Source organism: Sinomicrobium oceani, from assembly GCF_900119185.1.
Lineage (GTDB): Bacteria > Bacteroidota > Bacteroidia > Flavobacteriales > Flavobacteriaceae > Sinomicrobium > Sinomicrobium oceani.
On the sequence record NZ_FPJE01000028.1, the window covers coordinates 26,160 to 41,311 of the forward strand.

A 15,152-nucleotide genomic window follows, 5' to 3' on the forward strand; every position below is an offset into this window, starting at 1 on the left:
TCTTTTTCGAAAACCGGATAGTATATAGTAATGATCTATGGCTTCTGGTGTAAGAACCTGTTTTTTTATTTTTGTTTTGTTATCCGGAATAAAAGGGATATTGCTGATAATTAATTCATAGAAGAATAAATATGGGAAGTTTCTGGCTATGGCATAACTTGCTATAAAAGCCATGGATGTCCAGAAAAAAAGTATAAAAGGAAGAAATATACGGGTATGCGTAGCGCTCCAGTTGGCGAGAAAAATACAGATTAGTGTTATAAGAGCAACAATAAAGAGTCCTTTCACGCGGTTTGCGTGAAGTACAATCATGGTATTTTGATCCTGTTCGGGTGTCATAGAGCAACTTGTTTAAGATCGAATTGTGAAATTAACTCGTAATTGTTTTTTATACGCTCAATCATGACTGCCTTTGCAGAAGTAATGATGCCATCTTTTTTGTTTACGTATCTCCGGATACGATATTCATAATTGTACTCCGTGAAATTATATTTTATTACAGGTTTATAAATACGATCGTATTGTCTGATCATCTCATCCTTGTTCATTTTTTTTAGATCTGGATTTCCTACGCTTCGGTATATTAGTATACCATCTTTGTCGGAAGCCTTGGAGTTTACGATCGGAATGTTCAGTTTCTGGTCATTAAATATTTGTGACATAAAAGTGAGGGAATCACTTTTATTGGAAGGCCTGTAATCCTTAAACAAAATGTGGTAAAACATATTTTTCTCATAAGATCTCAGGAGTTCCGCAATGGTGGAGAACTCTTTATCGCCCGTTTTCAGAATATCATCTGCGGCTTTTTCGTTCACTTTTTTAATGTCCTGATAAAAAAAGGTATTTGTGAATTTTTTGCGAAAAGCACTCCATCTTTCCTGAAGTTCCCTGAAGTTTTGTATGGAACTGATAGTGCCGGTGTCACTGATCTCAAAAGAAACATTTTCCTTGGAGTATTCCAAAGGTTTCATTTCCTCTAAAGGTAATTCAAAGGCTTTAGGGTCAGCTTGGAATACATAATCCTGTAGTTGACAATGAGCTGAATTTTTTTCGGGTATATAATTTACAATATATTCTTTCCTGATTTCCGAATTGAACGTAGGAACTCCTCCTATTCGGGTAACATTGGTCTGCCTGCAACGATATCTTGCGGGAAAATGCCCGTCCGGGTAGGTATGGAACATCGTACCTTCTTCTCCGCTTACCGGATATTCCTTATCTCCCTGGTAAAAACTGTATTTATCAGACATGGGTATGGTGTTTAATTGATATCTACCTGGGTTCCCTTAATAATGACATTACCCCCGTCGGGCTGAACCGTAACATCTCCCGAAGGATCTATGGTTACTGCTGATCCGTTCATCTCGGTCAGGGTGTTTCCCGTAATGGTGTTTTTCTCCCCGGTTAGGGTAATACTGTCTTCTCCGGTGAGGTCTATGTTCTTGCTGTTTAGGGTGATGTGATCTTCCGTAATCCCGATATAACTGTCGCCTACTTTGAGTTTTACATGGGTATCTCCCTTGATCTCGATATTGCCGGATGAATCCATGATAATACATGCGTTGGAATCGCCGACATTTATGCATACATTGGTATTGGCATCTACCCGTAAGTTTCCGGCACCATCATAGAAAGAGGAGGCCCCGCCGTTATCCGAAATATACATGGAACCGCTATTGTCATCCATAATGATCTTATTACCGTTGCGGCTTTGTATGGCCTTGAGATTGTTGTCGGGGTCGGCATAACCGCTACTGGCATTGCCGTGTTGTACACATCCGGTGACATAAGGCATTTCTGCATTGCCGCTTTGAAAGTCGACCATAACGGTTTCTCCGGTTTCCGGAATAAAATGGAATCCTTTTCCGGATCCGCCATTTGGAGTAGATAAAGGAACCCAGTCCGTGGTTTGCCCGTTTTCTTTCTGCCATGCCATTTGTACTTTAATCCGTCCCAATCCTTTCGGATCGTTGTTGGCTATGACCGTAGCGGGCTGGCTTTCACATTTCGGATAATTTCCGGGTTCGCAATAAGGGGATATGGTAACTACCGAGGGCACACCCTTGAAAACATTTTCGTAATCACCGTTATCCGTACAGCGATGATCGGTACTGATGATTTTAAAAGTACCGATGACATTGCCGTTTTCATCTGTTATTCGGGTCATGGCTCCCGGGCGTAGTGCCGGATTTTCACTTCTCCCGTATACAAAGAGCATATTAGCCACCTTTTTCCTGAAATTCAGTTGTGCGTACTGATCTACATCGGTTTGGCCATTGCCCTCATTGACCAGAAAATTGTGCTGTACTGTGGTTTCCTTTTCAAAAACACGTGCTGAGGATCTTATGAGTTCTCCTGTAATACCATTTACGGAATTTTCGAGGGAACGTGTGGAACTGTAATGTGATACGCCTTCGGACAAGTCGTTGCCGTGGTATTTGAAGCGTGTGGGCTGCAGGCTCATTTCCAGATCAAATTCAACCAGATTGTGGCCGTAATGCAGGGGTATCTCTTCCTGATTGCTTTCCCGGCCGATGATGAGCTCCGTGCCATTGTAATAAAACCACTCCCCCTGCCTGGAGCAGATACGTTTCAGAAAGTCGTAGTCGCTTTCGTTGTACTGAGCGATGTACGGATAGTCCTGGTTTCTTGCCGGTTTTATACTGGTCTTAAGCATATCGGTATCATAAAGCCGGGTTGTGTTATGCACGATATGGATAAAGTCTTTTTTCAGAAAAGAGAAAGATTCCGGACCGTTATCCATAAGTATGGTGGGGCTAAAGGCCTTAAACCGGATACGCTTGCCGTCGAGTTCATCGGAATTTCGAGCCTTAACACTGGTGATAATACCTTTGAAATAACCGGTATTTCCGGAAAATAGATTGTTGGATGCCCGCATCGTAACCAGGAGTTTCTGTCCGATGAGTTTTTGATAATTCCCCTGTACTGCCGGATCGTGAAATACGACCTCATCTTCACGACATTCGAGCGAAAGTTCGTGGTGGTCGTCAATATTCTGGGAAAGTTGCAAATGTAGAAAGCTCGTTATCGTGAGTTCTCCTATTCTAATGGTCAAATCAGTTTGCAGGGCCATGATATGCTGATTTTTTAGATTTGGGTATGTTTAATCATTAGTCAATATGCGTCATCATGTCCTCCAAAGGATTTTTTGAATGGAGGATCTGGCGTTGCTTCGGTTTGCCGGTTACGGATATTGTTCGTCGAAGCGTAATCATTTTCCGGAAGTCCGAAGCCCCGGAACAAATAACGTGCTGTTCTGAAAAAAGGAGAAAAGGTCGGTGTTTGTGTGCCGGACAGCAGTTAGTAGGTCTGGCTGTGTTCTATGGGAATCACCGAAGGCGTAAGTTTTTTTAAAGGTATCATAGCTGTAAAGATTTAGGTAAAATAAACACAAGATGTCAAAATGTATAAAAATATGATCTAAAAGTAAGAAAAAGAGACTTTTAATCAAAGCGCAAGGGAGATATTTTTGTGCGTAAAGTGTTTTTATGTATACTTTTACAGCTTTACATAACGAAAAAACGCCGGTTTTGCCGGCGTTTTGATCGTAGATATTTTGTATTGGGAGCTGGCATTTATTGCTCGGAATATTCCGTGTCCCATTCTGTACCGTCGTCCCCTTTTTGCCCGTCCATTTTGATCAGGAAGTTTTTGGCAGGAAAATACGGTTTGAGGCGTATGTCGAGGAAAATCCTGTCTTTTTGGTTGGGGTCCTGTTCAAATTTAGTGATATCAAAATCTTCGATGAGTTTATCGGGACCGGAAACACTGTCCAGGAATTTAATAACCTGGTTGAGTATTTGTTTACGGGTCTTGGCATTAAAATTCTCGAAGGCCCTGCGATTCAGGAAGTCCATCATCACTTTAGTGATATAATCGAATACGCGGACTACAGAATAGGTCTGGAGCCCGAGATTGTCACCGTTAAAAAGTGTTTTCCCGGAGAACGCCATAACTTTGTTGTATTCATTTACCATGGGAACCAGGCCGAGGTGTTCCAGGTCTGCAATCTCACTTTTCTTCAGGTCAAATTTCACACCGTCAACTTCGTTGATACCTCCGAATTTTTTACCGGCGGTAATCTGTGACATCAGCGTGTTGTATATTTTTCCGGCCAGAGCTGTGGAAGGAGGGAGGTAGAGGTTATCCTCTTCTCCGATCTCTTCGTTTTTGCCACGACCTACCAGCCAGTTACAGGTCATAATAACATTGGACCTGTATATATCTCCCCCGGTGAGATTAGCCATTTCAAACATTTCGATGACATCATCCGGTTCGTCCAGATGCTGAAAGTCCGTGACGAGCATTACCTTGTTGTTATGTGCTATCTTGGCCCATTTCTCAAGAACTTTGTTAGAACCGAGATATCCGGGAACAACCAAAAGGGAATAGTTGTTTCTGAGATCGAGACGGTCGTAATTGTTTACCAGCTCTTCTTCGATATGGTCTATGAACCTGGTGTTGTCCAGATCTTTCAGCTGATCGAGTTCCGCATTGATAATGGCGACGTTCTTTACCTTGCTCTCTTCTGTATTTTTGTAGAACATGGCCAGAGTACGATAAGATTCTTCGAGCTCTTTGGTGTCTTCTACAGCTGTAGCGAGGTTCTTTTTAAGAGTTTTCTCGGCAGATTCTGCTTTTTCCTGGCAATCGTTGACGAGGTCTACGAGATTGTCCGATGAACTGAGGGATTCCGCCCAGAGTTTCAACACCCTTTTCAGGTTTTGCCGTTCTGCTTTTTTACCGGCTTCATTGAGAAATATATTTCTTCTGGCCTTTCTGTCAGGGCTCAGGTTCTGTACGCCCTCTATAGCACTCTCCAGTAAATCGAAACCTCCGTACTGGATGAAGGATTCCAGTTTTTGCTCCAGACTTACTTTTTTTCCTGCTTTCTCCTGCTCCTTAACTGCTGAAGGAGCTGTTTCTTTCTGATTCTTCATAAGTAGTTCTTATTTATCGGTTTCTTCAATTTCCCGGACCAATGCCTCTATTGTTTCTATAATGGATTTCTTGGCTTCCGGGTCCTGGAGCGCCAGCTTTAAAACCTTGTTGGTCTTGAGCTGTTTTATCATCTTGTTATACTGTTCTTTTTTGGTTTGCAGATCGGTAAGGAATTCGCTTTGTTCCGTAATTCCCTTCGAGGAGAAATCCGAGACGTTTTTGAATTTCAGTTCTTCTCTTACAGTCATTCCCTGCTCATTCTCAAAATTCACGTTCATTTTAGGAGAGAAATGTTCGAAAACTTCATCCATATTTTTAAGACCTGTAACCACTTCCGGCCGTACCGGGGTATTAGGTGTTAACTTCTGGGCGATCAGTGTTTTGTTTTGAGGAATATCAACGATGCTCTCTTCTCCTTCCGGTTTGACCTCATTTCCTCCTATTCCATAACTGTTTGAAAGATTTGCCATAACATTAATTTTAAGTTAAATATAATAAAAATTACTTATCGAGTATACTTTTCTTATCAGAACAGACCTTTCCGCTTATAATCTACAACGATTAAGCTTACACAGCCATTGTCTTTATTCCGTATTATAGATACACTTTTGAGGTCTATCTTTTTGCCACGGATACTGTTATTGAGGTAGTGAATGGAGACTATCCTGTCTTTGAGTTGTACCGATGGCAGTTTTCCTTTGCAGAAATACCGTACAAAATTGTTGAAGGATAATTTGTCTTCCGAAATTCCTATGATAAGTCCTGCCAGTTTGGATTCGTCCAGTTCCGGAACTATAACTTCCTCTTTCGACTTTTCGACGGTTGTAGCAGACTTTTCCTTGAGCTCGGATGCCGGTGCTTCCGGTACACGGTCCAGGAAGTCATTAACTACATTTCCCCTGGTTTCTCGCATGATATCCGCTCTCGATATCGGGGTGTTTTCTTCTCTCGCCGGAAGTACGGTGATTTTACGGAATCCTACATATTTGATATCGTCGTTTACGAAAAGAGAAATCGTTTTTTCACCTGTGGTTTTGTAGGTGTACGAAGGATTTCTGTCTATAGCGTCTATTTTCTCGCCCTCACCGAAACGCCATTCCCACGATTTGGCATGGGATGTACTATCCGAAAAAGAGACCGGCTCGTTTACATAAGCGATCTTAGGGGCAAAAAACTTTGGTAACAGGGTAGAGTCGATAATATCTTCGGAAGGTTTGATGTCTACCAGTCTGGTAATATTACAATTTTTATTTACCCACAAGCTGACCAGATATTTTCCGGGGTCTTTATATTGATGTACTACTTTGGACCGGAATGCAGCTTCATTACCATCGCCAAAATCCCATTTCCATTCATGTGCATTGTCCGTGTAATCCGAAAAAGTGATGATTTCCCCTACCTTAAATGAAGAAGCCTGTACTTTTATTTCTTCTACTTTACAAGGCTCGCTTTCATTGACGCGAAAAGCGAGTATTATCCCCGAAAGTAGCAGTATGGCTACAAAAGACAGGATAACCCTGGAGTCGAAATGTGTTCGGATGTGTGAGTTTCTGTTCATTTTAAATCTTTTTAATCGTATCGGGGAATATTGATAAGCAATTACTTATAGGCTTGTTTTTGAGCTATGTGTTTTTTGGGTTTTAAAGCTTTTCAAAAGTAAAAAAATTGCGATTGTCAAAAAATCCCCGAAAACAAGTATTTCAAAATAAAACAAAAATATTGTATTTTCGTACGGAAAAACGTGGGTACAATCTAATAAAATAGATAAAACCCTGCAAATTTGACAGGTTTAAACTGTAAATCTATAGTAAAATATAATACATTTTTGATGTTAATTTAAGATGCACTTAACCTTTTGGAATATTTCTGTCTTAATTTGCTGTGGAAAATCAAAATGTTGTTTAAGAGTATTGTAAGGTGTGTGTTTTTCTCTGTTTTTTAAAAAATACCATCTGGTCTTTTGTTGATGTATTTTTCTCTAAAATGTAGGAAAAACGGCTGATTCTACAGGTTTTCTGGTGGAGGAAATGTCCTTCCTGTTGGGGGTGTGAATTAGAAAAGCAATGACGTCTGTAATTAAAAATCTGCGGAGATGAAGAATAAATATATGTTAGCAGGGCTCGTGCTGTTTTTTGTTTGTAGTTGTGGTGGCAAAAAAGATGCAATAGGTGTGATTACCGACCCTTATGTAAATGCAGAACTCGGGAGAAGGCCCCAGGTAGATGATATCAAGGTGATCCGCGATATGGAAATTGTTCTGGAGGAGGAAGAAAAAGAACCGCTGCTGATTACTCCCGGCGACCGCGCATATTTCGCGAAGGTACTTGGGGTGAGGCCTTCGGAAATAACCAATCAGAAATTATATGCCTATATTAAAGAGTGGCAGGGTGTTCCTTATCGTTATGGTGGCGAAACCAAAAGGGGAATAGATTGTTCTGCCCTGATGCGCGACCTGTATAAGGAAGTTTATGGTATACTTTTGCCCAGGACCGCTTCGGAGATCATGCTCAATGACGATCATGTAGAGCGGTTTCGTTCGATAAAATACTTACGTGAAGGTGACCTGGTGTTCTTCCGGTCAAATAATGAAAAGATCATGACGCATGTGGGTATCTATCTGAAAAACAATAGATTTCTTTCTGCTACGGAATCGCAAGGTGTTCAGATTACAAACCTTGATGATCCCTATTGGCGGAATACCTATAGATTAAGTGGCAGAATAAGAACGGAAGAGACTTCTATGCGATAATAGCTGAGGTTTTTTCTGTACGGTTTTTTGGTTGTGGTAAGGGTTTTTTTAAGATTGCTGCCCGGAAATATACAGGTAAAATTTCTTATATATTCTTTTTCCGGAACGCAGAAATCGTCCTTTTTGATGATTTCATCCGAAAAACCCCTGTTTTTGGCGATGGTTTGCAAAGTCCGTTTGATGTACTTTGGTCCCCTGAGTTTGTGATTGCACGCCAAGGTGTCGAAGTGTTTTTTCGTGTTATTGTCGTTACTGACAATGTATGCATGACGGACACACCGTTTTATAGGATGTTAAATAGCATAACACTGTAACCTTAAAAATAACCAGGAGTTTATGAAGGTAATTATAAATAAGGAGAACATGGCAGGTATGAGAATACTGGGATGCGTTGGGTTGTTTGTCCTGGTGATGTCCTGCAAATCCAAACAGGGTATCCTGCCTATTACCGACGAACAGGTACAGATAGAGTTCGGTGAATTGGGGGATATGGAAAGCGAATCGGAAGTGCCCGAAGAAGAGGAGTCTGTAATGAAGATCGAAGCTATCACTGATGAGGATGTCGAGGCTGAGCTTGGAGGTCCCAGGCAATATAAAGCTCCCCGTAAAGCAGATCGCGCCCCGGCGTACAGGACTACGGCAGTAGCTGCTGACGAACCCATCAATGCCGCGCTTCTACTGGAAACAGGACAGGTCGTGCTATCGGACAGTGAGTCTTCGATCATGCTCGACGAAGTGGAAGTTGTCGGGATACTTCGTACCGAACAGTTTGCGATTCCGCCTGTTCTTTCTGCCCCGATAGCCTACTTGAGAAAACAACGTCCGGCCTCCGCTCCTTTGATGCGTGAAATCAAAATCAGGTCGTATTCGCCGTTAACTATTACCGATAAAGTGTTCTTTGCTAAGGAAATGAAGGTGAAAGCCATTGACATCAAAGATCAGCGATTGTATTCTTACATCAAAGACAGGCTCGGGGATCCCTACAAAAAAGACAGGCTCGATCATTTGACATTGATGCAAAATCTGTATCAAGAAGTTTATGATATCAGTTTTCCGAGAACTACTTCCAAGGCTATCCTGACAAACTATACGGAAGGGCAGATCCATTATACCAAGGATATGGGTGAAGGCGATCTGCTTTTTTTTCGTTTCCGGGATCGCGGAAAGCCCTATACTCATGTAGGGATATACCTGAAAAACAAGCGTTTTTTAACCGTAACTCCTGCCGGTGGTGTAGAAATAGCCAGCCTTCGGGACAGGATGTGGCGTAACGGGTATATAGGCCGTGGAAGAGTAAAAAATCTGAAACATTGATGGGCAGAGAAGATATTGTTTACGAAGAACTACAGGATATCCCGTCCTTTGATTTGAAAGCCGAGCTTTTGTTTGAGGTAATGCTTCGCCGCAAGATACAGGAGCGGAATATCACTGTATGGCCACAGGGAAACTTTTTCCGGAAATTCAGTAAAGATGTAATGCATATAGAACTGGACATGAACCATGCGGACATGTGGCAGTTTAAACTGAGCCGGGATGGGTTCTATGATGTTCTTCCGGAAGGAATAACACATAATTACCGTACGAGAAGCCGTAGCGAAGATCCTGTAGAGGAGTATAAAAAACGTAAAAAGGAAGAAAAGGAAGCCCGGCATTTTTTTAATCCTCTCGAAAACGAATTTTTCAGATTCAGGCATGAAATCGAAAAATATGAATCCGATTTCTTCAGGGATATCAATGCGTATGGGGTTGCCGATGTCATACGGATGATTCTGGGGGTTTCTGTCAATGTGCCGGATGAACTCCTTGTGAAAATGTTCTTTCTTCTCATGAGACAGAAGAACTACGTGAGCCGGAATACCGAGGAAGTCCGAAAAGGATTATCGTCTATTATCAGGGAAAACGTGCAGATTGTTACGAAAAATGTTAAATTGGAGCAGGTTTATGACCCTTACGACAAAACAGATGACATGTTACTCGGGATAAATACGACTTTAGAAAGCAAAGAAGAGATTTTTTTGAAGAAATATCACTTTATTATCGGACCGCTGAAAGATTCGACAAAACTTCTGGATTATGTCAATAAAGGACAAATGGAAAGTTTTCTGGAAGCTTTTTTTCACCTGTTTTTACCATGCCAGGTTCAGTTTTCTTATCAGTTAATGCTCAATGACAGCGACGAACTTTTCCGGCTGAACGAATCCGTATATCAATCCCGATTGGGAATATCAACCGTTATTTAAACATGAGAAAGATTTTAGATTATATAGTCACCGGCGAAACTTTAACTGTACTTTTAATTGTACTTGCCGTAGCTTTTATACTCAATATGCTTTTCGGTGCCAAGGCCTCCAAATTTCGTAAGAAAAAATGGAAGTTCTTTTTGTATGTACTTTGTATGGGAGTTGTCATCATAGGTTTCGGAGCAATTTTGTACAACCTGAAATCCACCACCCTTACGTCGCGTTTTATCTCATTTCAGGTATTGATGCTGCTATTAGGAACGGTACATCTCGTGTTTTTTCACAAAGTATTCCGGCGTTTTGAGACAACCAGGATATATCTGGAGATTTTCCTGGCCTTTATCATGGCATTGTACATGGCCGTTTTTCTCATCCTGATCGTATCTTATTTTGCAGAATTTAAATTTATCTACTACATGTTCGGCAGTTTACTGCTGTTTGTAGTACCTACGCTTATACTTATACTGTTTGAGACGGCGATCACTATTCCGGCACGGCTTTATAAAAGATGGTTTTACCCGTTGAATAACCGTTATCCCAATCCGCAGATCACGGAGATGCGTAATGTAATACTGCTCAATCTGGTATTCCACAAAAAGCCGAACGACCGGCATATTATCAACTTTAAGGTAAAAGCTCCGAGAGCCATGGAATTCGGAAGGCTTTTCTATTATTTTATCAATGATTACAACGATAAGCATCCCAATAGTCAGATCCATTTTACGGATATCAAGAACGAACCTTACGGATGGTATTTTCATTCCCGTCCCAAGTGGTTCAGCTCTACCAATCATATAGATCCGGATGAATCTGTAGACAGAAATGATATGAAAGACGGCGATACCATAATTTGCCAGCGGATATAGAAAATAACCATTGCCGGTTTGGCAGATCTCAGGACCTGCCAAACCGCAAGCAACACATCATATAGCTTAACCAGATAATTGTAAACGACAACGAATCATGGCAGAAAACATAAGATATTTTCCCGTAAACTGGATCGACGGGATGAAGATCAACAAAAATCATTTCATCGAGTTCCAGGACAATGTGGAAGACCTGGTACGCGATGCGAGAAATATGGGAGTCGATCAGCTTAGGTACGGCCTGCTGTCTACCAGGTTCAAAGCTCCTTTCGAATATTCGGTCATCATCGATGAGCACAACGAACTCAACGTATCCATTAAGTTCATGAAAGCCGTGACCCCGGGTGGGGGACGTATCGAGATTACCGATTATACCGGGGAATTCTCTGAAAAAATATCTCTCGAAAATTATGATTTTAAGGAAAACAACCGTTTTCTGTTGCTCAATGTAGACCCTTATAACCGGGTGCCTACGGGAACACAGCACATGGAGGAGATCCCTCCTAGATTTCCGCATGCAATGCCCAGGTATTTTCTGACCACGGTAGCTGAAGCCGAGGTTACACAGAATAATATAGGTCCGTTGCAATTTCCTTTGGCTAAGTTTTTATCTCGTGGAGGCGTTTTTGAAGTCGTGAACACCTATGTCCCGCCTTGTATGACTGTCAACAGTCATCCCTCACTGGTGAAACTCTTCGAAGCTTATGACGCTTTTTTTAAGCAGATGGAGTTCTATGCGGTGCAGATATGTCAGAAAATACGTTTCAGAAGGCTTAGCGGTGACGAAAACCTCATTGCAGATATCGTTTTTGCCACGCTCGAAAAGATCCTGGGACACGTGGGGCAGCATATCAATCAAAACCGCTGGAACGGTTTCTATTCCTCACCTATCGACGTGCTTGACAAAGTGGTAAGCCTGGCGAGAATTATGAAAAACAGCTTCGATTCGTTCTCCGGGGACGGAAAGGAAATGGTGTTTAATTATTTCTCCGAATGGACTACCGAGCTCGGAAGCGGAGATTATGAAAAGCTGTTCTCCGAAACGATAAACCTCAAGTACAAGGGCTACGATATGGAGCCTTGTGTCAGGGGAGTGATGGAGTTTATCGAAAAAACCGATCACCTGTTTTCTATTCTCAATCAACTCGACTATATCGGAAGGAAGAAAGATTCCGGCATTTTTGTCAATGAAAATATTGTGAAAACAGAACGGACATCCGGCATTTTCTTTAAACAGGAAGACGATAAGGATAACGAGGGGCAGGAAGGTTCCACATCATTCCTGGCAGATTGATCTAATTTATTTTTAAACTATGGAAATACTCAATAAAAAAGAAAGGGTCTCCGCATTTTTACTATTTCTCCTGATGCTTGTCATTACGGTAAGTGTGCTTGTTTTTGCCGTGTTCTTCAATTACAAATTACCCTGGAGAGAAAATGAGGCACTGAAGCAGGAAAACGACAAAATAATGAATGAATTTCGTTACCAGGACAAGTTTTCTGCACGTATCGATGAGCTTACCACCAGTATAGATTCCCTGGATCGTTCCGGAGACGGTTTCCAGTTTCTCGAACAAACGATAGGCCTGGAACTCGCCAAATTGAAGGAAAGTGTGCCCTCTGATAAAGAGGCCTACAAGCAGACCCTGCTATACAATAATGTAATCCTGAATCTCAAAGATCTGGTTACGACTAAAAGAAGGATGCAGCTGCTTCGCAAATCCGAAGTCCAGATCGATGACCTGAAAAAACAGGTCAGTGATTACGAAGAAATCATCAATGACCTGAAAAAGGAACTGGAATTGTGTAAACAGCTCAACAGGAACTAACCTTATAAAACGTAACCCGATGTTTACAGCAAACGGCACCGAGGCCATTCATATCGCCAAACAGCTGGCCAAAGAAAACTTTCATCCGAAATATGCTCCGGCCCATGTTCTGAAAGCGATGCTTCATCGTCAGTTTTCTTTTATCAGGGAACTTGATGCCGCAGGGATCGATGTATTTTATATCGATGAATGGGCAGACATTCGTATGGAAGAGTATGCGAAGACATCCCGGCCGGTGGAAGATCCTGTTCCGGATGCTTCTATGGAAGCTGTTTTTGCGGAATCGGAAGACATTGCGAAACATGCCGGAAGGGAAGAAGTGGGGTTCATCCCCATACTTATGGCCCTGGTGACGCCGGGAGTCGGCTTTTCTCATGATGAGTTAAAATCCATGCCGGTGACCGCTTCGGAAGTGGCCTTAAAGCTCGGGTACGGACAACACGGAAAAAATAAGACATCAGCAGAAGGGCCTTCGCCATTATCGGCGGTCTATGGAGAAGAGCAGCATACATCCTCCGGACAGGGGGCACTGGAAAAATATTGTACGGATAAAGTGAACGCTTACCGGGAAGGTGAAGATGCGCCGGTTGTAGGGCGGGATGAAGAACTCAAGGCGATTACGGAGATCCTGAACCGCAAACTGAAGCCTCATGTTATTGTTACCGGAGAACCGGGAGTTGGAAAGACAGCCCTGATCGAAGGTTTCTGCGGAAAGATAGCTGATAATCATATCATACCCCCGCTTCAGGGAGCCACAGTTATGGAAGTCAATACCGGTTTGCTTTTTGCCGGAGCTTCTTATAAAGGGGAAGTGGAAGACCGGCTACAGAAAATATTTACCGCGGTTAAAAAATATCCCCGCCCCATGTTGTTTATCGATGATATTCACGAATTGTTCGATGCCCATCAGGGCAATGGTATAGCCAGTATCGTCAAATCCGAACTTACCCGGGGAGAGATTACTTTTATAGGGGCTACCACCACGGAGAAATACCGTAAAACCCTGGCAAAAGACGATGCCCTGAACAGGCGTTTCGAAACTCTTGAAATTCTGGAACCCACCCCGGACCTGGCCTTGCGGATGGTGAAGAATGTATTGCCGCATTACGAAGCACATCACCAGTTTAAAATTGACGAAGACAGTCTTAAAGAAGCCATACGTCTTTCCAAGCGGTATCTCAAGGAAAAATCGCTTCCCGATTCGGCCCTCGATCTTATAGATCGTACCATGTCATCGCTCCGGGTAGCCAAAGAGGTCGTGCTGGACGGGCTTCCCGAATTGGAAGAACGGTTACAGGACCTTAAAAAATCGCGTAAGAAAAACAAGGAAGAAGAGCTTGGCTGGTTATACAATGACATCCTGGATAAAGCCGGGGAATTGCTGAGTGAAGAACAGGAAAAACAGGTGTTTGACGGCCTGAAGAAAACGAGTGAAAAGGTCGCCTATCTCGAAAAACTTCTCGGTAAGCTTTCCGAACTCACCGGGGAAGATAACGTCGTAACCTCCGGGCATCTTTCTGCGGTTGTATCCGGTATAACAGGTATACCTGCAGGAAAAGTAAAGAGTGAGGAGCGCGAACGCCTTCTGTATATCGAAGACACCCTGAAAAAACGGGTAGTAGGACAGGACCACGCGATCAAAGTCGTATCCGATGCCATTCTCGAATCCCGATCGGGGCTTACCAAACCGGGGCAACCCATTGGTTCTTTCTTTTTTCTCGGACCTACGGGTACGGGTAAAACCGAGTTGGCGAAATCGCTTGCAGATTTTCTTTTCGGAGATGAAAACGCTATCATCCGCCTGGATATGTCCGAATTCAAGGAAGAGCATTCGGCGGCATTGTTATATGGTGCACCTCCGGGCTATGTAGGGTACGAAGAAGGTGGACTGCTGGTGAATAAGATCAGGCAAAATCCGTATTCTATAGTATTGTTTGACGAAATCGAAAAGGCACACCGATCGGTTTTTGATGTCTTTTTACAAATACTCGATGAAGGTAAATTGCACGATCGTCTCGGTAAAGAAGGGGATTTTTCTAATGCCGTAATCCTGTTTACTTCCAATATAGGGTCTGACTATGTGGTAAAATCCTTCTCCGAAGGACAGATACCTCCGTCCAATCACCTGCTGGAGATCATGTCCGGATATTTTCGTCCGGAATTCCTGGGGCGTCTGACGGAGATCGTACCTTTTGCTCCGATAAGCCGGGAGAGCGTGGTGAAAATATTTGATATTCACCTGGAAAAAGAACTTACCAGTTTGTTGTCGAGGCTCGATATAACCTTAAAAATGACCGACAAAACCAAGGGTGAAGTAGCCCTGATGGGGTTTAGTCCCGAATACGGGGCAAGGCCTATCAAGGGAACGATAAGAAACAAGCTGAAACGTCCGCTGGCCCGGAAACTCATTTCGGGTGATGTACGTCATGGCGACGAGCTCACCCTGAAGATCGCAAAAGACGGAGAAGTGAAGTTTTCCGTTAAGAAAAACAAATAATTCCAAAAG

Annotated in this window: 12 protein-coding genes; 7 read left to right on the top strand and 5 right to left on the bottom strand. The window is 42.6% G+C overall.

All coding sequences use genetic code 11. The annotated features are described in order from the left end of the window. Nucleotides 1-335: 335 nt before the first annotated feature. The 5 genes from BT112_RS18455 to BT112_RS18475 form a co-directional block, all read right to left on the bottom strand. Nucleotides 336-1,250 (bottom strand): hypothetical protein, encoded by a 915-nt coding sequence (locus BT112_RS18455; protein ID WP_072318946.1) that lies wholly within the window; start codon nt 1,248-1,250, stop codon nt 336-338. A gap of 11 nt (nt 1,251-1,261) precedes the next feature. Next, nucleotides 1,262-3,094: a type VI secretion system Vgr family protein gene (locus BT112_RS18460; RefSeq protein WP_072318947.1), complete on the bottom strand. Its 1,833-nt coding sequence runs from the start codon at nt 3,092-3,094 to the stop codon at nt 1,262-1,264. Nucleotides 3,095-3,596: 502 nt separating this feature from the next. Beyond that, nucleotides 3,597-4,961 carry a DUF5458 family protein gene (locus BT112_RS18465; RefSeq protein WP_072318948.1) on the bottom strand — a complete coding sequence of 455 codons (1,365 nt, stop codon included), beginning with the start codon at nt 4,959-4,961 and terminating at the stop codon, nt 3,597-3,599. Nucleotides 4,962-4,970: 9 nt separating this feature from the next. Next, the gene (locus BT112_RS18470) at nt 4,971-5,432 is read right to left on the bottom strand and encodes a type VI secretion system contractile sheath small subunit (RefSeq protein ID WP_072318949.1); all 462 of its coding nucleotides are present in this window, start codon (nt 5,430-5,432) and stop codon (nt 4,971-4,973) included. Nucleotides 5,433-5,488: 56 nt separating this feature from the next. After that, complete coding sequence (locus BT112_RS18475) at nt 5,489-6,520, bottom strand: PKD domain-containing protein (RefSeq protein ID WP_072318950.1); 1,032 nt, start codon at nt 6,518-6,520, stop codon at nt 5,489-5,491. Between the two features lie 534 nt (nt 6,521-7,054). On the opposite strand from BT112_RS18475, the gene BT112_RS18480 reads away from it, so the two are divergent. The 7 genes from BT112_RS18480 (at nt 7,055) to BT112_RS18515 (ending at nt 15,143) form a co-directional block, all read left to right on the top strand. Further along, nucleotides 7,055-7,711: a C40 family peptidase gene (locus tag BT112_RS18480; RefSeq protein WP_072318951.1), complete on the top strand. Its 657-nt coding sequence runs from the start codon at nt 7,055-7,057 to the stop codon at nt 7,709-7,711. 336 nt (nt 7,712-8,047) lie between these two features. Beyond that, nucleotides 8,048-9,025 (top strand): C40 family peptidase, encoded by a 978-nt coding sequence (locus BT112_RS18490; protein ID WP_072318953.1) that lies wholly within the window; start codon nt 8,048-8,050, stop codon nt 9,023-9,025. After that, complete coding sequence (locus tag BT112_RS18495; RefSeq protein WP_072318954.1) at nt 9,025-9,951, top strand: hypothetical protein; 927 nt, start codon at nt 9,025-9,027, stop codon at nt 9,949-9,951. Before BT112_RS18490 ends, BT112_RS18495 begins: the two co-directional genes overlap by 1 nt. 2 nt (nt 9,952-9,953) lie before the next feature. Continuing rightward, nucleotides 9,954-10,817 carry a TssN family type VI secretion system protein gene (locus BT112_RS18500; RefSeq protein WP_072318955.1) on the top strand — a complete coding sequence of 288 codons (864 nt, stop codon included), beginning with the start codon at nt 9,954-9,956 and terminating at the stop codon, nt 10,815-10,817. 97 nt (nt 10,818-10,914) lie between these two features. Then, on the top strand, nt 10,915-12,111 hold the full coding sequence (locus BT112_RS18505) for an SMP-30/gluconolactonase/LRE family protein (protein WP_072318956.1): 1,197 nt from the start codon (nt 10,915-10,917) through the stop codon (nt 12,109-12,111). Nucleotides 12,112-12,130: 19 nt separating this feature from the next. Further along, the gene (gene tssO / locus BT112_RS18510; RefSeq protein WP_072318957.1) at nt 12,131-12,646 is read left to right on the top strand and encodes a type VI secretion system TssO; all 516 of its coding nucleotides are present in this window, start codon (nt 12,131-12,133) and stop codon (nt 12,644-12,646) included. Nucleotides 12,647-12,665: 19 nt separating this feature from the next. After that, nucleotides 12,666-15,143, top strand: coding sequence for an ATP-dependent Clp protease ATP-binding subunit (locus BT112_RS18515; RefSeq protein WP_072318958.1), 2,478 nt, complete (start codon nt 12,666-12,668; stop codon nt 15,141-15,143). Nucleotides 15,144-15,152 lie beyond the last annotated feature (9 nt).